20 protein-coding genes and 1 pseudogene are annotated in these 18197 nt (G+C 70.0%); 7 read left to right on the top strand and 14 right to left on the bottom strand.

What is annotated here, in order from left to right; genetic code table 11:
- Nucleotides 1–9: 9 nt before the first annotated feature.
- Both ACIQGV_RS20460 and ACIQGV_RS20455 read left to right on the top strand, forming a co-directional pair.
- Nucleotides 10–390: a hypothetical protein gene (locus ACIQGV_RS20460; protein ID WP_402496473.1), complete on the top strand. Its 381-nt coding sequence runs from the start codon at nt 10–12 to the stop codon at nt 388–390.
- Between the two features lies 1 nt (nt 391).
- On the top strand, nt 392–841 hold the full coding sequence (locus ACIQGV_RS20455) for a nucleoside deaminase (protein ID WP_402496472.1): 450 nt from the start codon (nt 392–394) through the stop codon (nt 839–841).
- A gap of 24 nt (nt 842–865) precedes the next feature.
- On the opposite strand, the gene ACIQGV_RS20450 is transcribed toward ACIQGV_RS20455, so the two are convergent.
- The 8 genes from ACIQGV_RS20450 to hemL all read right to left on the bottom strand — a co-directional run bounded on the left by ACIQGV_RS20450 (nt 866) and on the right by hemL (nt 8984).
- Nucleotides 866–1270, bottom strand: a complete 405-nt coding sequence (locus tag ACIQGV_RS20450) for an SRPBCC domain-containing protein (RefSeq protein ID WP_402496471.1) — start codon at nt 1268–1270, stop codon at nt 866–868.
- 46 nt (nt 1271–1316) lie between these two features.
- Nucleotides 1317–2447, bottom strand: a complete 1131-nt coding sequence (ccsB, locus tag ACIQGV_RS20445) for a c-type cytochrome biogenesis protein CcsB (protein ID WP_402496470.1) — start codon at nt 2445–2447, stop codon at nt 1317–1319.
- Nucleotides 2444–4150: a cytochrome c biogenesis protein ResB gene (locus tag ACIQGV_RS20440; RefSeq protein WP_402496469.1), complete on the bottom strand. Its 1707-nt coding sequence runs from the start codon at nt 4148–4150 to the stop codon at nt 2444–2446. Before ACIQGV_RS20440 ends, ccsB begins: the two co-directional genes overlap by 4 nt.
- A 3-nt stretch (nt 4151–4153) precedes the next feature.
- Nucleotides 4154–4927, bottom strand: coding sequence for a cytochrome c biogenesis CcdA family protein (locus ACIQGV_RS20435; protein WP_402496468.1), 774 nt, complete (start codon nt 4925–4927; stop codon nt 4154–4156).
- A 1-nt stretch (nt 4928) separates the two neighbouring features.
- Nucleotides 4929–5519 (bottom strand): TlpA family protein disulfide reductase, encoded by a 591-nt coding sequence (locus ACIQGV_RS20430; protein WP_402496467.1) that lies wholly within the window; start codon nt 5517–5519, stop codon nt 4929–4931.
- A gap of 89 nt (nt 5520–5608) precedes the next feature.
- On the bottom strand, nt 5609–6880 hold the full coding sequence (locus ACIQGV_RS20425) for a hypothetical protein (RefSeq protein ID WP_402496466.1): 1272 nt from the start codon (nt 6878–6880) through the stop codon (nt 5609–5611).
- Nucleotides 6881–6990: 110 nt separating this feature from the next.
- Entirely contained in the window at nt 6991–7671 is a 681-nt protein-coding gene (locus ACIQGV_RS20420; protein ID WP_402496465.1) for a histidine phosphatase family protein, read from the bottom strand.
- Nucleotides 7668–8984 carry a glutamate-1-semialdehyde 2,1-aminomutase gene (hemL, locus tag ACIQGV_RS20415; protein ID WP_402496464.1) on the bottom strand — a complete coding sequence of 439 codons (1317 nt, stop codon included), beginning with the start codon at nt 8982–8984 and terminating at the stop codon, nt 7668–7670. The genes ACIQGV_RS20420 and hemL overlap by 4 nt, the downstream gene beginning before the upstream one ends.
- 283 nt (nt 8985–9267) lie before the next feature.
- Between hemL and ACIQGV_RS20410 the strand changes: the two genes are divergently transcribed.
- Nucleotides 9268–9909: a hypothetical protein gene (locus tag ACIQGV_RS20410; RefSeq protein ID WP_402496463.1), complete on the top strand. Its 642-nt coding sequence runs from the start codon at nt 9268–9270 to the stop codon at nt 9907–9909.
- Nucleotides 9910–10147: 238 nt separating this feature from the next.
- Here ACIQGV_RS20410 and ACIQGV_RS20405 read toward each other — a convergent pair whose 3' ends face one another.
- The 3 genes and pseudogenes from ACIQGV_RS20405 to ACIQGV_RS20395 all read right to left on the bottom strand — a co-directional run.
- Nucleotides 10148–10954, bottom strand: coding sequence for a WbqC family protein (locus ACIQGV_RS20405; RefSeq protein WP_402496462.1), 807 nt, complete (start codon nt 10952–10954; stop codon nt 10148–10150).
- Complete coding sequence (locus tag ACIQGV_RS20400) at nt 10896–11585, bottom strand: YdcF family protein (RefSeq protein WP_402496461.1); 690 nt, start codon at nt 11583–11585, stop codon at nt 10896–10898. Before ACIQGV_RS20400 ends, ACIQGV_RS20405 begins: the two co-directional genes overlap by 59 nt.
- Nucleotides 11582–12517 (bottom strand): annotated as a pseudogene (locus ACIQGV_RS20395) (hypothetical protein); the annotation flags it as partial. The gene ACIQGV_RS20400 and the pseudogene ACIQGV_RS20395, both read right to left, overlap by 4 nt.
- Between ACIQGV_RS20395 and ACIQGV_RS20390 the strand changes: the two are divergent.
- The 3 genes from ACIQGV_RS20390 (at nt 12510) to ACIQGV_RS20380 (ending at nt 13970) form a co-directional block, all read left to right on the top strand.
- Nucleotides 12510–12836: a hypothetical protein gene (locus ACIQGV_RS20390; RefSeq protein ID WP_402496460.1), complete on the top strand. Its 327-nt coding sequence runs from the start codon at nt 12510–12512 to the stop codon at nt 12834–12836. The pseudogene ACIQGV_RS20395 and the gene ACIQGV_RS20390 overlap by 8 nt on opposite strands.
- Nucleotides 12833–13045, top strand: coding sequence for a hypothetical protein (locus ACIQGV_RS20385; protein WP_402496459.1), 213 nt, complete (start codon nt 12833–12835; stop codon nt 13043–13045). Before ACIQGV_RS20390 ends, ACIQGV_RS20385 begins: the two co-directional genes overlap by 4 nt.
- Nucleotides 13046–13166: 121 nt before the next feature.
- Nucleotides 13167–13970, top strand: a complete 804-nt coding sequence (locus tag ACIQGV_RS20380) for an aminoglycoside phosphotransferase (RefSeq protein WP_402496782.1) — start codon at nt 13167–13169, stop codon at nt 13968–13970.
- A 368-nt stretch (nt 13971–14338) separates the two neighbouring features.
- On the opposite strand, the gene ACIQGV_RS20375 is transcribed toward ACIQGV_RS20380, so the two are convergent.
- The 3 genes from ACIQGV_RS20375 to ACIQGV_RS20365 are packed head-to-tail and all read right to left on the bottom strand — an operon-like array spanning nt 14339 to nt 17585.
- Nucleotides 14339–15688: a dipeptidase gene (locus ACIQGV_RS20375; protein WP_402496458.1), complete on the bottom strand. Its 1350-nt coding sequence runs from the start codon at nt 15686–15688 to the stop codon at nt 14339–14341.
- Nucleotides 15689–15690: 2 nt separating this feature from the next.
- Nucleotides 15691–16128, bottom strand: coding sequence for a hypothetical protein (locus ACIQGV_RS20370; protein ID WP_402496457.1), 438 nt, complete (start codon nt 16126–16128; stop codon nt 15691–15693).
- Nucleotides 16125–17585, bottom strand: a complete 1461-nt coding sequence (locus ACIQGV_RS20365) for an APC family permease (protein WP_402496456.1) — start codon at nt 17583–17585, stop codon at nt 16125–16127. Before ACIQGV_RS20365 ends, ACIQGV_RS20370 begins: the two co-directional genes overlap by 4 nt.
- A gap of 213 nt (nt 17586–17798) precedes the next feature.
- Here ACIQGV_RS20365 and ACIQGV_RS20360 point away from each other — a divergent pair, with 213 nt between their 5' ends.
- Nucleotides 17799–18146: a hypothetical protein gene (locus ACIQGV_RS20360; protein WP_402496455.1), complete on the top strand. Its 348-nt coding sequence runs from the start codon at nt 17799–17801 to the stop codon at nt 18144–18146.
- The last annotated feature ends 51 nt before the right edge of the window (nt 18147–18197 follow it).

Genomic DNA, 18197 nt, shown 5'->3' with positions numbered 1-18197 from the left:
GATTTCGCCATGGCCACCGCCCCGACGCCGGCAGCACCGCGCAGGTTCACGTTCCCGCAGGTCGCGATCGCCCTTCAGACCCTGGCCCTGGCCTTCCAGGCGGTCACCGCCGGGATCCTGCTGTCGCCCTCGCACACCGCCTACGTCCTGCACGACGCCGGATCGAAGGTGATGTACGGCGCGTCGATGCTGTACGTGATCGCCGCCGTCCTGGCGTGGCGCCCCGGCGGCGGCCCGGCCCGGCCGGTCCTGTACGCGTCCGGCTTCCTCGTGCTCGCCTCGGTGCAGGTGGTTGTGGGCGTCGCGCGCGTCCCCGGGGTCCACGTCCCGCTGGGGATACTGATGTTCACCCTGAGCGTGCTGGCGCTGGTACGGCGACGGAGGTCATGACATGGATCGGCACACCGCGCGGCTCTGGCTCGGCACCGCCCTGGACGAGGCCCGGACCGGGCTCGCCGAGGGCGGCGTCCCGGTCGGGGCCGCGCTGTACGGCCCCGACGGCGTCCTCCTCGGCCGCGGCCGCAACCGGCGCGTGCAGGACGACGACCCGTCCGTGCATGCGGAGACCGCGGCCTTCCGGGCGGCGGGACGGCAGCGGTCGTACCGGGGCACGACGATGGTGACCACGCTGTCGCCCTGCTGGTACTGCTCCGGTCTGGTGCGGCAGTTCGGCATCTCGCGCGTGGTGATCGGCGAGGCGCGGACGTTCCACGGCGGGCACGACTGGCTGGCCGGGCACGGCGTGGAGATCGTGCTGCTGGACGACGCCGAGTGCGCCGCCCTGATGCGGGGGTTCGTCGCCGCGCACCCCGCGCTGTGGAACGAGGACATCGGCGACTGAGGAGGGCACCGGCGGCCGGGGAGATCACCGGTCCGGCCCGATCCTCTCGACCAGCTGTTCGAGACGGGTCCGCCAGCCGCGCTCCGACGCCCCCTCGCCCTGGAACTCGTGGGTGAAGCGCAGCACGCTGGCGGACTCGCCGTCGCGTTCGAGGTGGAAGCGGACCCGGGCGCCGTCGTCCATCGTGTACTCGGCGACCCGGTCCACGTCCCAGGCGGTGATCCGCCCCGAGCCCAGGCCCCGCAGGCCGACAGCGCCGCCCAGCCGGGGCTCCAGCACCTCCACCGGGGCCAGCCAGCCCGCGAGGCCGTCCGGGGTGGACAGCGCGGGCCAGACCGCCTCCATGGACCAGGGAAGACGCACGAGGAAGTGCAGGATGTGCGTGTTCCCATGGGTCTGGCTGATGCCCTGCTCAATGGATCCGGTCATGACACCAGCGTGACCCGGCGAGCGCCCGCACGCCCACCTCAGGGCATCAGAACCCGGCCGACCGCAGGACGCCGAGACCGACGTCGGCGTAGGAGTGCTTGCCGGAGAACAGGATGTTCACGCCGTAGTAGTTGAACAGCCACGTGGCAAAGGCGAACAGGGCGAGCCAGGCGGCCTTGCGGCCCTTCCAGCCGGCCGTGGCACGGGCGTGGAGGTAGCCGGCGTAGGCGACCCAGGTGATGAAGGACCAGGTCTCCTTGGGGTCCCAGCCCCAGTAGCGGCCCCAGGCGTCACCGGCCCAGATGGAGCCCGCGATGATCGTGAACGTCCACAGCGGGAAGACCGCGGCGTTGATCCGGTACGAGAACTTGTCCAGGGAGGCCGCGGAGGGCAGCCGGTCCAGGACGGAGTTGGCGAAGGAGCCGGGCTTGCCGCCGCCGGCCAGCTTGTTCTCGTACGAGTCCTTGAACAGGTACAGGATCGCGCCGACCGCGCCGAGGTAGAACACCGCGCCGCAGAAGATCGCCGTCGAGACGTGGATGTAGAGCCAGTACGAGTCCAGGGCGGGAACCAGCTGGTCGCTGGCGGTGTACAGGATCTTGACGGCGATACCGAGGTCGAGGAGGACCGAGGTGATCAGGAACAGACCGATCCAGCGGACGTTCTTCCGCAGCGCGAGCAGTCCGAGGTACACCCCGACGGCCACCGTGGAGAAGGTGATGTTGAACTCGTACATGTTGCCCCACGGCGCCCGCTGCACCGACAGGGCCCGGGCGAGCACACCGCCGAACTCCAGCAGGAAGGCGAGCACCGTGAGCGAGACGGCGATGCGCCCGTAGAGGTCGCCCTGCTCGTCACCGCCGTGCGCGCCGGGGCCGTCGGGCACGTCACGGCTGCCCGCCGCGGCCCGCACGGTCACCTTGGGCCGCTCCAGCACCGTGGTGCCGCCGCCCGCCTTGTTCACGGTGACCGCCGGGGCGGCCCCTGCCCCGGACCGGTCGGTGAGCGCGGCGGCCGTACGGCCGACCTTGCTGCGGCTGCCGAAGGTCCATTCGGCGATGTACGCGAGGAAGGCCAGGGTGTAGACGGCCATCGCGGAGTAGATCAGCGTGTTGCTGAGGTTCGCGAGGTTCTCGTTGGTCGCGGCGGCCAGATCGCTCGCGTCGGCGAAAGTCACGGCTTGTCAGCCCCTTCGGCAGGTGCGGCTTGGGGGTCGGGGGTGGATGAGGGGTTCTCGTCGGGGTCCGGCACGCCGGGCGCCGTCTCGTAGAGGGCGGCGGCGAGGTCGCCGAGCTCCTGGGGAAGCCTGGCGGACTCGCTGCGGCCGAGTCCGGCCATCTCGACGACCGTCACACCGTCGGCTCCGGCGGTGGCCCGCACCCAGACGCGGCGCCGCTGGATGAACAGGGATCCGGCGAGGCCGAGGATCGCGGCGACGGCGCCGGTCAGCGCCCAGGCGCCGCCCGGCTCCTGCACGATCTGGAACCCGGCCCACTCCCGGGTCTCCTTCTCGTACGTGATCGAGCCGGCGCCGTCCGGGAGGGTCAGGGTGTCGCCGGGGCGCAGCTGCTTCTTCAGCAGCTGTCCCTTGGCGTCCTTGAACTCCTTCATGTGCGTCTTGTCCAGCTGGTACACGTTCTTCGGGATGCCGGAGTCCACGCCGAGGTCGCCGTGGTAGGCGTTCACGGCCATCATCGGGCTGATCAGCGCGGGGAACTGGGAGACCATCGTCCCCTCGCTGTAGGTCGGCAGGAACCAGAGCTGGAAGCCGAGCTGTTCGCTGGCGCCCTTGGCGTTCCGGTAGCCGTCCATGACGCGGACGACTCCGGAGGAGGTGACGTTGCCGTCCTGCGGGAGCAGCGGCACCGCGTCCTGGTGGACGATCTTCCCCCTGCCGTCGCGGACGGTGATCACGGGGGCGTAGCCGTGGCTGACCAGGTACGCCTTGGCCTCGCCGATCTTCAGCGGCTCGTTGACCTCGACGGTGGTCTTCTTCTCCTTGCCGTAGGCGCCCTCGCTGTAGGTGAGGCCGGCCTCGTAGGTGCGGGGGGTGCCGCGGTTGGGGCCGCCGAGTTCGTAGGTGCCGGTGAAGCGGTCCAGCCTGAAGCTGAAGGGTTCCAGGTCGTCGTTCTGGAAGAGGTTGCCGGACTTGAAGTCGTCGTACTGCGAGAGCGTGTTGGCGAAGCCGTCGCCCTCGACGATCAGCTTGTTGCCCTCGGACTTGAACAGCTGGCCCCAGGCGAAGGCGACCAGCATCACGATCAGGGCGATGTGGAAGGCGAGGTTGCCGGCCTCCCGCAGATAGCCCTTCTCGGCGCAGACGGCGTCCCCGGCGGTGTGGGCGCGGAAGCGGCGGCGCCTCAGCAGCGACAGCGCGGCCCCGCGGACCTCCTCGGGCGTGGCCCCGGTGCGCCAGGTGGTGTGGGCGGGCAGCCGGGTCAGCCGTTTCGGCGCGGCCGGCGGGCGGCCCCGCAGCTGGCCGACGAACTGCCAGGTGCGCGGGACGATGCAGCCGATGAGGGAGACGAACAGCAGGATGTAGATCGCGGAGAACCACACCGAGCTGTAGACGTTGAAGAGGCCGAGCTTGTCGTAGACCGGCGCGAGGGTGGTGTGCTTCGCGCGGAAGGCGTCGACCTGGGTGACGTCGACGCCGGTCTGCGGGATCACCGAGCCGGGGATCGCGGCGAGCGAGAGCAGCAGGAGCAGCAGCAGCGCGACCCGCATGGAGGTCAGCTGCCGCCAGAACCAGCGGGCCCAGCCGATCACGCCGAGGGAGGGCAGGCCGGGTGCCGTCTCCTCCTCGGGCGCGGTGGACAGCTGGGAGCCGGCGGCGCCGAGGTCCTGGTCCTCACGGGCGCCGGGTGTCGTCTTGCTCATGGATCAGATCCCCACAACGAATCCGTTGGACCAGTTCTGCATCTCGCGTACGAGACTGTCCCACGCTCCGGTCAGCAGCAGCACACCGGTCAGGATCATCATCGTGCCGCCGATGCGCATCACCCACACGTAGTGGCGCTTGACCCAGCCGAAGGCGCCGAGGGCCTTGCGGAAGGCGACCGCGGCGAGCACGAACGGAATGCCGAGGCCGAGACAGTAGGCGACGGTCAGTATCGCGCCGCGTCCGGCGCTGGCCTGTTCCATCGCGAGGGTCTGCACGGAGGCGAGCGTCGGGCCGATGCAGGGCGTCCAGCCGATGCCGAACAGGGCGCCCAGCAGCGGCGCGCCGACCAGGCCGGTCGCGGGGCGCCGGTGGAAGCGGAACTCGCGCTGGGTGAGCCAGGGCATCAGGCCCATGAAGAAGACGCCCATGAGGATCATGAGCACGCCGAGGACCTTGGACAGCAGGGCCTGGTGTTCGCGCAGGGTGTAGCCGAAGTAGCCGAACAGCGCGCCGCCGGAGACGAAGACGACGGTGAAGCCGAGCACGAACAGCGAGGCGCCCGCGACCATCCGGCCCCGCCGGGCCTCGGCGAGGTCGGTGCCGCTGACCCCGGTGACGTAGGAGAGGTAGCCGGGGACGAGCGGCAGGACGCAGGGCGAGAAGAAGGAGACGAGGCCGCCGAGGACGGCGAGGGGCAGCGCGAGCAGCAGGGCGCCGTGCAGCACGGTGCCGTTGGTGTCGGTGGCCGCGGCCAGGGTGGACAGCGCGGTCACGTCACTTCTCCGCGAGGACCGGCTCGATCATGCCGCGCAGCTTGTCCGCGCCGAGCGGCTGGAGCGCGCGGGCCGCGATCTTCCCGTCCCGGTCGATGACGAGCGTGGAGGGCACCAGCTGCGGGTTGAGGGTGCCCTTCTTGAAGCGGAGCATCAGCTTGCCGGTCGGGTCGTACAGGCTCGGGTAGGTGATGCCCCACTCCTTCTCGAAGGCGAGGGCGGGGACCGTGCTGGTGTCGCGGGTGTTGATGCCCACGAACTGGACGCCCTGGTCCTTGAGGCCGGAGTAGACCTTCTGGAAGTTCTTCGCCTCGACGCGGCAGGGGCCGCACCACGATCCCCAGACGTTGACCACGAGGACCTTGCCCTTGTAGTCGGCGGTGCTCAGCGGCTTGCCCTCCAGGGTCTCGCCGTCGAGCTCGGGAGCGGCGGCGCGCTCGCCCTGCTTCGCGGTGGCGATGCCGTCGTCGCCGGTGACGAAGTTGGTGTCACCGCCGCCGCCGGACGTCCCCCCGGAGGTGCACGCGGACAGTGCCAGCGCGGTGACGACGGCACCGGCGGCGAGCAGGGTGGTACGGCTGGCGGCACTCATGTGAAAAGTTTCGCATGTCCGTTCCGGGGATCTTGCCCACCCCCCTCGCGGGCGCAGAGCCGCATTTCACGACCCCTTCCGGGGTGCCGTCACAGGGCCTTCCAGCCGCCGGCCGGAGCCTGTCCCACGCCGAGCGTGCGCAGCTTGTCGAGCACCTCCGGACGCTGCACGTCCAGCCAGTCGGCGAACTGCCGGAAGGACACCAGCCGCACGTCGCCGCCCTTGTCCTTCTCGCGCGCCATGTGCCGGAGCGCCTTCTCGACGGCGTCCATGTAGATGCCGCCGTTCCACTGCTCGAAGTGGTTGCCGATGAACAGCGGTGCCCGGTTTGTCTCGTACGCCCGCTTGAAGCCGGATATGTATGCCTCGGTCGCCTGCTCGCGCCAGCCCGGGTAGTTGTGTGCGGGCGCGTTGGTGGAGTTCAGCGACTGGTTGGCGAGGATGTTGTAGTCCATCGAGAGGACCTCGAAGGTGTGTCCGGGGAAAGGTATCTGCTGGAGCGGCAGGTCCCAGATGCCCTGCTTCTTCGCCGGCCAGACCTGGAGGCCGCCCGGCGAGGAGGCGTCGTAGCGCCAGCCCAGCTCGCGGGCGACGGGCAGCAGGTTGTCCTGGCCGAGCAGACAGGGCGTGCGGCCGCCGACGAGTTCCTTGTCGTAGTCGAAGGGCAGCGACGGCAGCTCGGTCCAGCCGCTGTTGGTGCGCCACTCCTTGACGAACGCCTTCGCCTGGTCGATCTCGCTGCGCCACTGCCGGGACGTCCAGTGCGCGACCGAGCCGTGCCCGTCCCCGCAGAAGTGCCCGTTGAAGTGGGTGCCGATCTCGTGGCCCTCCAGCCAGGCCCGGCGCAGGTTGAGCAGCGTCGCCTTGATGTGGTCGTCGGTGAGGTAGCCGATGTCGGAGGCGCCGCGCCCGTTGTTCGGGGGGTCGTAGAGCCGCTTCTTCGACTCGGGCAGCAGATACAGCCCCGACAGGAAGAAGGTCATGGACGCGCCGTGCTCCTCGGCGAGGTCCAGGAAGCGCGGGAAGAGCCCGTTGCCGACCTCGCCGGCGCCGTCCCAGGAGAAGACGACGAACTGCGGCGGCGTCTCGCCGGGCTCCAGCGGGACGGGGCGCGCGGGCTGGCGCGGCTGCCTGCCGGTGAAGGAGGTGGAGCCGTCGCCGAGAGGACGGGCGGTGGGCGTGGCACTGGCGGTCGGCCTGCCGGAACGGTTCTTCCCGGAGCCGGAACCCGCCCCGGAACCGGAACCGGAACGGGCGTCCGGGCCGTCGGAGGAGGTGAGGGTGCCGCACCCGGCCAGTGGGACGGCGGCGGCGGCTCCCGCACCGAGTCCGAGTGCTCCCCTGCGGGTCACAGTGCGCATGGCGCCCCCCGTTCGTCGCGTTCTCTCGTGGTCACCCAGTGAGAGGCCGCGGCGAACGGGGAGGTTCCCGCACTATCTACCGATTGTGTAACAGAGCGGGCGTCCGGGACCTACGCGCCGAACGCCTTGTCCTTGCCCTTCACCGGCTTGGCGCCCGCGCGCAGATGGACGGGGACGAGGTCGATGGCCGGCTCGCTGTAGCCGACGGAGACGATCCGGTCGCCCTCGTAGGTGAAGGACGTCAGCGAGGCGAGCGTGCACTGCCGCTTGCGCGGGTCGTGCCACAGCCGCCGCCTCTCGACGTAGGAGCGCACGATCCAGATCGGCAGCTGGTGGCTGACCAGCACCGCCTCATGGCCGCGTGCGGCGTCCTTGGCCGCGTCCAGCGCGCCCGTCATCCGCACGACCTGGTCGACGTACGGCTCGCCCCACGACGGCTTGAACGGGTTGGTCAGGTGCTTCCAGTTGGCCGGCTTCTTCAGGGCGCCGTCGCCGACGCCGAAGGTCTTGCCCTGGAAGACGTTGTCCGCCTCGATCAGCCGGGCGTCCGTGGCGAGGTCCAGGCCGTGCGCCTTGGCGATCGGCGTCGCCGTCTCCTGGGCCCGCTCCAGCGGGGAGGAGCAGACGTACGTCACGTCCCGCCCGGACAGGTGCTCGGCGACCACGTCGGCCATACGGCGGCCCAGCTCGGAGAGGTGGTAGCCGGGAAGCCGGCCGTAGAGGACGCCGTCGGGGTTGGCGACCTCGCCGTGCCGCATCACATGGACGACGGTGATGTCACGCCCGCTCATGCGCTCGCCTCCGCCGCGGCACGGGCCGCCGCCGGAAGGGCGTCGGCGATCCGCTGGAGGGCCCGCTCGTCGTGCGCGGTCGACACGAACCACGACTCGAAGGAGGAGGGCGGCAGATAGACGCCCTGCGCCAGCATGGAGTGGAAGAACGCGTTGAAGCGGAAGGACTCCTGGCGCCGCGCGTCCTCGTAGTCCCGCACCTCGCGGTCGGTGAAGAACACCGAGAACATGGTGGACGCGGTCTGCAGCCGGTGCGCCACGCCCTCCTTGGTCAGCGCCTCGGTCACCAGCGCCTGGATCCGGGTGGAGACGGCGTCCAGCTTCTCGTACGCGGCGTCGTCGAGCAGCCGCAGCTGGGCGAGACCGGCCGCGGTGGCGACGGGGTTCCCGGAGAGGGTGCCGGCCTGGTAGACGGGGCCGGCGGGGGCGAGGTGGGCCATGACGTCGGCCCGCCCGCCGAAGGCCGCGGCCGGGAAGCCGCCGCCCATGACCTTGCCGAAGGTCATCAGGTCCGGGACGACGCCCTCGACGCCGAACCATCCGGCGCGGCTCGTGCGGAAGCCGGTCATGACCTCGTCGGAGACGAACAGCGCGCCGTTCTTCGCGCAGGCGTCCTTCAGCCCCTGGTTGAAGCCGGGCAGCGGCGGGACGACGCCCATGTTGCCGGGCGACGCCTCCGTGATCACACAGGCGATCTCGCCGGGGTGCCGGTGGAACGCCTCCTGCACGGCCTCCAGGTCGTTGTACGGCAGCACGATCGTGTCGCCGGCCTGGGCGCCGGTGACCCCGGGGGTGTCGGGCAGGGCGAAGGTGGCGACGCCGGACCCGGCCGCGGCGAGCAGCGAGTCGACGTGGCCGTGGTAGCAGCCGGCGAACTTGATCACCTTGGACCGCTGGGTGAACCCGCGGGCGAGCCGGATCGCCGACATGGTCGCCTCGGTGCCGCTGGAGACCAGCCGCACCTGCTCCAGCGGGGCGATCCGCGCGACCATCTCCTCGGCGAGCGCGACCTCACCCTCACCGGGCGTGCCGAAGGAGGTGCCGCGGGAGACGGCCTCCTGCACGGCGGCGACGACCTCGGGACGGCCGTGGCCGAGGATCATCGGACCCCAGGAACAGACCAGGTCGACGTACTCGCGCCCGTCCGCGTCGGTCAGGTACGGGCCGGTGCCGGACACCATGAACCGGGGCGTGCCGCCCACCGCGCGGAAGGCGCGCACCGGGGAGTTCACACCGCCCGGCGTGACGGCCGCCGCACGGTCGAACAGCGCCTGCGAGACGGGTGCTTCGTATGGATATGGCTGTTCGCTCATGACCTGCGACTTCTCCGGCTTCTCGGACTCCGGTGGGCACTGACCTGTTCAGGGTAGGCCGCGGGCGACCTTGATCGACCACCTGCCGCCGGGGAATGCATCTGCGAAACTGAGAGCTGATACACACAGCCCTTGCGGGCGAGAGGGGCCAGGGGCTGCGAAGATCCTGCGGACAGGAGTTCCCACGCACGTTTCGGCGGGCGACCGTGGGGGAGGTCACTGACACGATGATCGGGTTGCGCGGCGGGGGCCGCGCGTCCTAGAAAAGCAGTCGGGTGGAGATATGCATCGCGGTGGCGGACTGGGCGAGGGGACTGACGATCTGGGTCCTCGACGTGCCCGGCGGGGAAGGCACCGGCGCGACGCGGAAGAGACGAGCGAAGCACGTCAGGCACACGGTGGACCGAGTGGGCCCGACAGCGGCGACAGACGTCCGGAGCTCCGGGCGGACGACGCGCTGGGGGCCGGGAGCAGGAATGGTGGTCGGGTGGGGGTGACGTACAAGTACTTCGGCGCGCCGGACGGCGCGACCGCGGCCCGGGTCCCGATCTCGATGCGTCCCGAGGAGCTGGGCGGCGACGAGCTCGGGATGAACGGCATGTTCACCAAGATCAAGCCGGAGACGATGGCCGCGATGGTCCTCACCGGCATCGAGGGCGTCCCCCTCCACAAGGTCCCCCCTCTGGAGCTGGTCGTCCTCCACCCCGACTACGCCGTGGTGAAGCTGCCCATGACCGTGGTCGACCCCCTCCGCGACATCGGCGAGGAGGCCGTGGGCGCGGCGGCGTTCATCTGGTCGACGGTGCCGGACCGCGGCGGACCGAGGGACGCGTTCAACGTGTACCAGCTGCTCCACGAGTGGCAGGACTTCTCCAAGCGCCTCCACGAGGCGGGGCACCAGCCCTACTGTCTGGTGTGGCCCTGAGCTGGACTTTCATGGTGTGCGGGCAGGGTTTTCGGACCCCGCCCTTTCCATGTACCGACGGGGGCTGTCAGGCGGCCGGGGCGGGTCACGCGACTGGCCCGGTCACGTGCCGAGAGCGGGCAGACCGACCGAGGCGGCACATACGCTCCAGGCGCAGGAGGTGGAGCCGTCTCGCAAGCGAGGCGGTCAAAGTTCGGTGAGAACGCTCAGCCTTCGGTGAGATGGGACACGTCGGCAGTCACGCGTGCACCCGAAGGAGATGAGTTTCCCGCTGGGCAGCCAGTCGGTTCGCCAGTTCACCGGGACCGATCGTGCTCAGGGCCCAGAGGCTGCTGACTCGACGGGCCCACTGCCAGAGCAGGCAATCCACAGGGGTGTGGAAAGACAGCACGGAAACATCGTGGGCGCCGAAGGGATCGGCGTCGAGATACTGCAGACCGCCGGTGCCGCACAGATAGTGAGTGCTGCCGGTGGCTGCCGCGAGATCCGCCAGGCGCTCGGAGCGACCTGGGCGGGTCGGGATCTCGCTGCTGTCCAACGCATCCCCTGACCAGCCAAGGGCCGTGAGCAGGGCAATTGTCGATGTTCTCGCGAGGTCGGCCACGCGGTCCGAGGAGTCGAGCGTGTCCAGCACCGCGTCGAGGACATCGGATACGGCTTTCCAATGGGGGCTTCGGCCGTAGTACTGCCGCACAAGCAGATGGACCGCCCTGCGCGAGCGCTGGGGGTCAACGAGCCGTGCCTGGCTGATCAGCGTCGAGCGCCCGTGGGGAAGGTGCGTCGGAAGCGTGAGCCACTGCTGTCGGGATGGGTCGTCCAAGGCGGCGAGACGGGCGCGGTGCTGGTAGTCGCGCCGGGCGAACTGCACATCGGCCAGGACGATCCATCGGTCGGCCGCGAACAGCTTGGCCAGCGTGGACAGTCGGGGAAACAGGTTCGGCTGGTGGATCGCGCACAGTCCGTCCGAGGTGTCGGCGCCGGGCGGCTCAGGTACTGATGAGGCGGCTGTCGAAGCCAGCGCCCAGGAGGCGCTCGTAAGCGTCATACACATCCCCCGGTACGTCCTGCTCGACGGCGAATCCGAGCTTCGGGTACTCGATCACCCGTTGCAGGTCGCCGACGAGCATGTCGACGACGAGCTTCTCGTCGCCGATGGACTTGATGTAGTCGTCCAGCTCCAGCGGCTCCGAAGCGCACACGGCCTCAGCCTCGGGCCACAGCTTGCGGCAGGTCGCGTACGAGCGGCGCTCCATGTACGGCTTCGAGATCAGCAGCAGCGACTCGACCGCGATGCCCGCCTCGGCCAGCAGCTCGCGGGAGAAGGTGATGTTCTGGCCGGTGTTGGCCGCCTTGGGCTCGACCAGGATCGCCTCGTCCGGCACGCCCAGGCTCAGGGCGTGCTCGCGGTAGTGGACGGCCTCACCGCGCGGGAAGCGGGCCCGGGTGGTGGGGCTGTTGCCCCCGCTGAACACGACGACCGGGAAGAGGTCGGCGCGGTAGAGGTCGGCGGCCGTGGTGGCCACTCCGAGGTCGTGGCTGCCCAGGCCGATCGCCGCCGAGCAGGGCCGCTGTTCATGGCCCATCTGGTGGTAGTTCCAGATCAGCGTCGCGTCGTGGAATTGCTCGTCGGTGATCTGGCGCTGCTCGTGCTCCGGCACTGGCACTCCCTGGCTCATCCTTGCTGGCCCTTTCGGATGCCCTCGATGCTGCGCAGCTGGTGGCTCAGCCCGAACTGCTGAGCCACTTGTGCCGCCTGGTCGAGGACGGATAACCCATCATTCCGGGTCGCCGCGTCCGACAGAAGAATGTGCCCGTACGCGGTGTCCAACCGCACCCGCTGCATCGGGGAGTCGACCGTGCCGGTGGTACGCGCGATATCGATGCAGTGCAGAGCCTGCTTCAGGTCGCCAGCGCCTCGGTGGGCCAGGGCCAGCTTCTGGTGGGCAACCGACCAGTCCTCCGGCTCGCCCAGGTCCTCGAAAGCATGGGTGGCGTCGGCCATGACATCAGTGGCGTACTCGTTGTTGCCCTCCTTGCTCAGCGCCGTACCGACCCAGAGCCGGGCCCTGGCACGATCGCGGGAACTCAAGCGCTCATCCTCGGCGAGGAGTTCGTATTGGCAGGCGGAGGCTTCCAGCTGGCCGGACATCTCCTGGACGACGGCGAGGGAGAGCTCGATCTGGGCCACCCGGCGAGGGATGTCGAGCTCGGTGAACATGCCGCGGGCGGTCAGGTAGGAGTGCCGGGCGGAGAGCGGACCGAGGATCGCGCCCTGGTCACGTTGGAGGTCGCCGAGAAGCACGAGGGAACGGCCGTAGAGGTAAAGGCCCTTGTCATCCAAGTCATCTGGGTCGTGGCGAGTCAGCCAGCGGTTCAACAGTGAAGTGGCAAAGGGAAAGTTCTGGCGGCTGACACAGACCACAGCCCGCTCGATGTCCTCGGTCCAGGTCTCGTAGTCCGCCGGCCGCGCGCTTTTCCTGTCGGGGAAGATCAGCGCCTCGAATCTGGCCTGAGCAGCGGAGTCCGCGCGGGCCAGTGCCGTGTCGAGGATGGCCTGGGTATCCGGGCGGGGCTGGGTGGCGGCACCGAGGCTCTCCCACTTGGCGACGCAGGCACCGGGTCATCTCGAAGCCCGCAGCGTCTTCACCGGCTGCAACGCCGGCCACACGTTCTTCCACGTCAACCCGCACGGCATCGCGTCGATCTGCAAGGTCGGCCGCGACCCGAGCGTGAACCTCATCACCGAGGGCGTCGAAGCCCTCCCCCGACTCGGCGCGGTTGCCGAGTCCCTACAGCTCCGCACCGGTGGATGCTCCGGCTGCACGAAAGTCGGCACGTGCCGCACATGCCGACCGCTGGCCAGGCTCTACCAGGAGGCGGGGGACCGACGAGAGCTCTACTGCCAGCATGGAGGTTACGGATCATGACTCCGCCCACCGCACTCCTGACCCCGCCCCGCGAACCGGTCATGCTCACCATCGGCCGGCATCCGGCGGACAACCCGGTCGGCGCCCTGCCGGTGCCGCTGACCGCCGCGTCGATCAAGGACGACGAGTTCCAGATCATCGCCGACCTGGACGAGGCTGCCGAGGGCGCCGAGTGCAGCTGCTCGGCCGGTGACGACCAGCCGTACTAGATCCACCACGGGCGGCACCCGTGCCGCCCGCTCGTGCCACCCCCTCAGTGCCGCCCCGGCCGTACCCTGGCCGGGGCGGCGTTCCCTGTGCCCGAACACCCCTGAGGAACCGCACGTGTCCATGTCCCGTATCCCCTTCGAGCAGCTTCCCGTCGACGTCCGCCGAGCCGTCACCGACAAGAGCGGCGCCGTTCACCGGGCAGTGACCGTGCAAGGCGGCATGAACTCCGGCATCGCCTCCGTCCTGGAGACGAACAGCGGCAGGGTCTTCGTGAAGGGCATCCCGGCCGACCATCCCCAGGTCGGTGCTCAGCGCCGTGAGGCAGCGGTCGCCTCGCACCTGCCGGCATCCTGCCCTCGCCTGTACTGGCATCTCGAGCTCGACGGCTGGAGTCTTCTCGGCTACGAGGTGGTTGACGGCCGCCATGCCGACTACACACCTGGCTCGCCGGACCTGCCGCTCGTGGAAGCTGCGCTCACCGAGCTGCAAGGGATCACGGTCCCGGCCGACATCGAGATCAAGGACGCTGCGGACCGGTGGGAGAGCTACGCCCCGCCGGGCGCATTGCAGCACTTCAGCGGCAACACACTGCTGCACACAGACTTCGCCCCGGACAACGTCCTGATCGTCGGCAAGCGGGCCCGGCTCGTCGACTGGGCGTGGCCGACACGGGGTGCAGCCTGGATCGACCCGGGCGCCTTGGCGCTGCGGCTCATGGACGTCGGCCACCCAGGGAAATCAGCGGTCGCCTTCGCAGGCCGCTTCCCGTCGTGGCGGGACGCCGAGCCGGAAGCACTCGCAGCGTTCGGCACGGCCACAGCGGCACTGTGGCGGGAGATCGCCGCGGAGGACAGGACACCGTGGAAGCGGAGGATGGCGGAACAGGCGGCGACGCTCGGGCACATCCTCGCCGAGGGGCTGTAGGGCCTTCTCGATCCCGGGTCGGCAGCCAAATGGCTTGCAGCAGGAGAAGTCAACCGGTCTGGGACGCTGGTCCAGCGCTCGGCGCAATGCAGGAACCGCCAGCCCGGCATGGCTGAAGCAAGCGTCTGCACGATGGAGATGACCAGAAGCAAAGGATCGACGGCGCGAGAACTCCAGAATGCGATCAGGCAGCTCATCGGCAATGCCAAGTACGTGAATTGATCAACAGCGGTTTTCAATCGCTTGCGCGTGGTGCGGCTCACGTCCTCACGGTGGTAGATCTCCCAGCCGAACACAGCACCACGGGCACCACTGAGCTCACCCGGGTCCTGACTGTCTGGTGTGGCCCTGAGCCTTCGCGGACTCCGTCACCGGGTCTTCGCGAACTCCGTCAGGAACAGTGCCTCGACCTGGGCCATGTGCTCGATCTCCGTCGGGTCGACGCTCTCGTTCGGGGCGTGGATGAGACAGCGGGGCTCCTCGACGCCCATGAGGATGATCTCGGCGCGGGGGCAGGCCGCCGCGAACACGTTGCACAGCGGGATGGAGCCGCCCTGGCCGAGGAAGGCCAGCGGCTTGCCGTAGACCTGCCGCATCGCACGGTCGAGGGCCGTGTACGCCGGCCCGTCGGTGGCCGCGCGGAACGGTGAGCCGGTGCCCTGCGTCTCGACCGACACCCGGGCGCCCCAGGGTGCGGCCTGTGTCAGATGCCTGGTCAGGGCCTCGCGGGCGGCGTTCGCGTCGGTGCCCGGCGGGATGCGCAGGCTGACCCGGGCGCGCGCGGTGGCCGGCACCGCGGCCGCCGAGCCGACGACGGGCGGGCAGTCGATGCCGAGCACGGTGACGGCGGGGCGGGCCCACAGCCGGTCGGCGACCGTGCCGGTGCCGGTGAGACGGACGCCGTCCAGGACACCGGCGTCGGCGCGGAAGGCCGCCTCGTCGTAGTCCACGCCCTGCCAGGTGCCTTCGCAGTCCAGGCCGTCGACACGGGTGGCACCCGTCGCGGGGTCCCGCAGGGTCGACAGCATCTGGATCAGCGCGGCGAGGGCGTCGGGAGCCGGTCCGCCGAACATCCCGGAGTGGACCTCGCCCTTCAGGGTCTCCACGGTGACGACGAGGTCGGCCAGGCCGCGCAGGGTGATCGTCGCGGTGCCCGTCCCGACCTCGGCGTTGCCGGTGTCACACACCAGCAGGGCGTCCGCCTGGAACAGTTCCGGGTGCTGGGACACATACGCCTCCAGACCGCCCGTGCCCTGCTCCTCCGAGCCCTCAGCGACGAACTTGAGCCCCACCGGGACGTCGTCGCCGAGCGCCCTGAGCGCGGTGAGGTGCATGACGATGTTGCCCTTGCAGTCGGCGGTGCCGCGCCCGTACCAGCGGCCGTCGTCGCCCTCGGTGAGCGTGAAGGGCGGCGTTCTCCAGGCGGCCTCGTCGAGCGGGGGCTGCACGTCGTAGTGGCAGTAGAGCAGGACCGTCGGCGCGCCGGGCGGGGCCGGACGGTGACCGAGGACGGCGTGACTGCCGTCGGGGGTCTCCACCAGGTGGACATCGTGCAGGCCCGCCTCGGCGACGGCGTCGGCGACCCACTGGGCGGCCCTGCGGCACTCCGCGGGCGGGTACTGGCGGGGGTCGGCGACGGACGGGACGGCGACGAGTTCGGCGAGGTCGCGCCGGGCCCGGTACATCGACGCGGAGATCCGCGCGGTCAGTTCGCTCATCGTCACTGCCTCACCGTGTCGTCGGTCTTGAGGTCGTCGAACTTGTCCTGGAAGTCGTCGAGCTTGTCCGGGCAGTAGATCCGGAGGATCTCGGCCTCGGCCCGCAGCGCCCGTCCGTCGCCGACGACCGGCCGCTGGCCGACGAACGCCGCCCCGTTGGAGACGTTGATCTTCCACAGGGCCGACCTCAGCGCGGTGGCGGGGTTCTCGCAGACGACGCCGCCGTCGGTGCCCAGGACACGCTCGATCGTCGCCGTGTCCGGGCGGGGGTATCCGGCCTGCTCGGCCGCGTCGGCGAGCTGATTGGCCTTCTTCGCGGCCTCGTTGGTGCTCCTGACGCTGCTGTAGTTCACGAGGCCGATGATCACGAGGGCGACCAGGACGACGATCGCGCCGATGTAGATCCACTTGTGCTCGGAGGCGAACCGGGTGGGACTCATGACTCGCTCCTCTCCGCCTCCGGCAGACGCCAGCCGGGCTTGCGCAGCTTCAGGAACGCGTACGGGATCAGCAGACCGAGGACGACCAGGCCGGCGCCGATGAAGGCGACGTACGCCAGGACGCTGCTGCCGCCGAACTGCGACGGCGGGACGAAGCCGATGGCCATGGCGGCGGCCGAGGACAGCAGGCCGGTGACGCAGATGAGGCCGAGAGCGGGAACGCGGTAGCCGCGCGGGTGGTCGGGCTGGTTCTTCCTCAGGCGCATCGCCGCGAGGAACATCAGCAGGTAGACGATCAGATACACCTGCGTGGTGATCGTGGAGAAGATCCAGTAGACGCTGGAGACGTTCGGGATCAGCGCGTACATCAGCGCGATGACCGTCGTGACGATGCCCTGCGTGACCAGGATGTTCTGCTGGATCCCGTACTTGTTGAGCTGTTGCAGGAAGGGCGGCAGATAGCCCTCGCTGCGGGAGATCTCCAGCAGGCCCTTGGACGGCCCGGCGAGCCAGGTGAGCATGCCGCCCAGCGCCGCCGACACCAGCATGACCGCGGCGATCGGGGTCATCCAGCCGATGTGGAAGTAGGAGAAGAACGCCTCGAACGCCTGCATGACACCCGCGGTCAGGCTGAGCTGGCTGCTGGGCACGACCCAGCTGATGGCGAGCGCGGGCAGGATGAAGATCAGCAGCACCAGTCCCATCGCGAGGAACATCGACCTCGGGTACTCCTTGGCCGGGTCCTTCAGCGAGGAGACGTGGACGGCGTTCATCTCCATGCCGGAGTAGGAGAGGAAGTTGTTGACGATCAGCACCAGGCTGGCCAGGCCCGTCCAGGCCGGCAGCAGATGACTGGCCGTCATCGGCGCGGCGGAGGGGTTGCCCTGGCCGAGGAAGATGATGCCGAGGACGACCAGGAGCGTGCCGGGGACGAGAGTTCCGATGATCAGGCCCCAACTGGAGAGTCCGGCGAGGGCCTTGGTGCCGCGCGAGGACACCCAGACGCCGGTCCAGTACAGGACCATGATGACGATCGCCGTGTACACGCCGTTGGAGGCCAGCGCCGGGTCGATGACGTACGCGATGGTGCTGGCGACGAACGCCAGCAGGCTCGGGTAGTAGAAGATCGTCATCGCGAACTGGCACCAGACCGCGAGGAATCCGAGCGGCTTGGACAGTCCCTCGCTCACCCACCGGTAGACGCCGCCCGGCCATCCGGAGGCGAGCTCCGCCGAGACCAGCGCGGTCGGCAGCAGGAACACGATCGCCGGGACGAGGTAGAGGAAGACACAGGCCAGGCCGTAGACGGCCATCGTGGGAGCGGCCCGCAGACTCGCCACGGAGGCGGTGGTCATGAAGGCCAGCGTCAGCCAGCTCAGTCTGGGGGTCGACGCGGTGCCCGCCACGGCACGGACCGCCTGCCGCGGCCGGTCCGCCGGAACGTCCATCGAGGCCATCCAGCCCTCCCGGGGTGATGTGGACGGGGTCGCTGCAAGCGTCGGCTCCGTCCCGTCCGGGCGCAGGACGAGCGGGCCGTTCGGGTGACGGTGGCGGCCGCCGCCCCGCCCGGGATGCCGGCCGCGGACACCGCGTGCACCCTGGGAGTGCCAGGGCCCGCGCCGCCGGCACGATCCGGCCGGGGGTCCACGGCCCCGAGCGAGGAGACGGGCGTGGAGCGAGGCGCGGACCCGGATGCCGACGACCTCACGGCGTTCCTGGCCCGGCTGACCGGTCTTCTCCTGCGTTCCTCGGGCGAGGGCGCCCGTCTCGCCGCCCGGCGTCCGCACGGGCCGCCCCGGCTGGTCCTGATCCTGCCCGGCTTCTTCACGCTCACCGTCGGCTCGCTCGGCATGCGCGGGCTGACCGGCCTGGCCGGCGGCTACGTCGTCGAGGGCTTCCGGGACCTGCTCGAACTGGTCACCGTCGTCACGGCCATCGCGGTCGGCCTGGTGGTGGGAGGGGTGCTCGTGCCCGGCTCCCGCGCGCCCGTACCGGCAGAGGACCCGGCCGCGAGGTGACGGCGGACCCATGAGCGGCGCCGGGGCCGGCCTTCTGCGCGAAGGGCTCTG

The organism is Streptomyces sp. NPDC093094 (genome assembly GCF_044754345.1).
Taxonomy (GTDB): Bacteria; Actinomycetota; Actinomycetes; order Streptomycetales; family Streptomycetaceae; genus Streptomyces.
This window is presented reverse-complemented; position numbering and strand designations above follow the sequence as displayed.

Excerpts from the sequence above, each read along its gene's own strand:
- ACIQGV_RS20450 (WP_402496471.1), bottom strand. The coding sequence starts at position 1,270 with ATGACCGGATCCATTGAGCAGGGCATCAGCCAGACCCATGGGAACACG.
- ACIQGV_RS20375 (WP_402496458.1), bottom strand. The coding sequence starts at position 15,688 with ATGAGCGAACTGACCGCGCGGATCTCCGCGTCGATGTACCGGGCCCGG.
- hemL (WP_402496464.1), bottom strand. The coding sequence starts at position 8,984 with ATGAGCGAACAGCCATATCCATACGAAGCACCCGTCTCGCAGGCGCTG.
- ACIQGV_RS20460 (WP_402496473.1), top strand. The coding sequence starts at position 10 with ATGGCCACCGCCCCGACGCCGGCAGCACCGCGCAGGTTCACGTTCCCG.
- ACIQGV_RS20370 (WP_402496457.1), bottom strand. The coding sequence starts at position 16,128 with ATGAGTCCCACCCGGTTCGCCTCCGAGCACAAGTGGATCTACATCGGC.
- ACIQGV_RS20430 (WP_402496467.1), bottom strand. The coding sequence starts at position 5,519 with ATGAGTGCCGCCAGCCGTACCACCCTGCTCGCCGCCGGTGCCGTCGTC.
- ACIQGV_RS20385 (WP_402496459.1), top strand. The coding sequence starts at position 12,833 with ATGACTCCGCCCACCGCACTCCTGACCCCGCCCCGCGAACCGGTCATG.
- ACIQGV_RS20405 (WP_402496462.1), bottom strand. The coding sequence starts at position 10,954 with ATGACGCTTACGAGCGCCTCCTGGGCGCTGGCTTCGACAGCCGCCTCA.
- ACIQGV_RS20365 (WP_402496456.1), bottom strand. The coding sequence starts at position 17,585 with ATGGCCTCGATGGACGTTCCGGCGGACCGGCCGCGGCAGGCGGTCCGT.
- ACIQGV_RS20410 (WP_402496463.1), top strand. The coding sequence starts at position 9,268 with ATGCATCGCGGTGGCGGACTGGGCGAGGGGACTGACGATCTGGGTCCT.
- ACIQGV_RS20455 (WP_402496472.1), top strand. The coding sequence starts at position 392 with ATGGATCGGCACACCGCGCGGCTCTGGCTCGGCACCGCCCTGGACGAG.
- ACIQGV_RS20440 (WP_402496469.1), bottom strand. The coding sequence starts at position 4,150 with ATGAGCAAGACGACACCCGGCGCCCGTGAGGACCAGGACCTCGGCGCC.
- ACIQGV_RS20420 (WP_402496465.1), bottom strand. The coding sequence starts at position 7,671 with ATGAGCGGGCGTGACATCACCGTCGTCCATGTGATGCGGCACGGCGAG.
- ACIQGV_RS20400 (WP_402496461.1), bottom strand. The coding sequence starts at position 11,585 with ATGAGCCAGGGAGTGCCAGTGCCGGAGCACGAGCAGCGCCAGATCACC.
- ACIQGV_RS20380 (WP_402496782.1), top strand. The coding sequence starts at position 13,167 with ATGTCCCGTATCCCCTTCGAGCAGCTTCCCGTCGACGTCCGCCGAGCC.
- ACIQGV_RS20425 (WP_402496466.1), bottom strand. The coding sequence starts at position 6,880 with ATGCGCACTGTGACCCGCAGGGGAGCACTCGGACTCGGTGCGGGAGCC.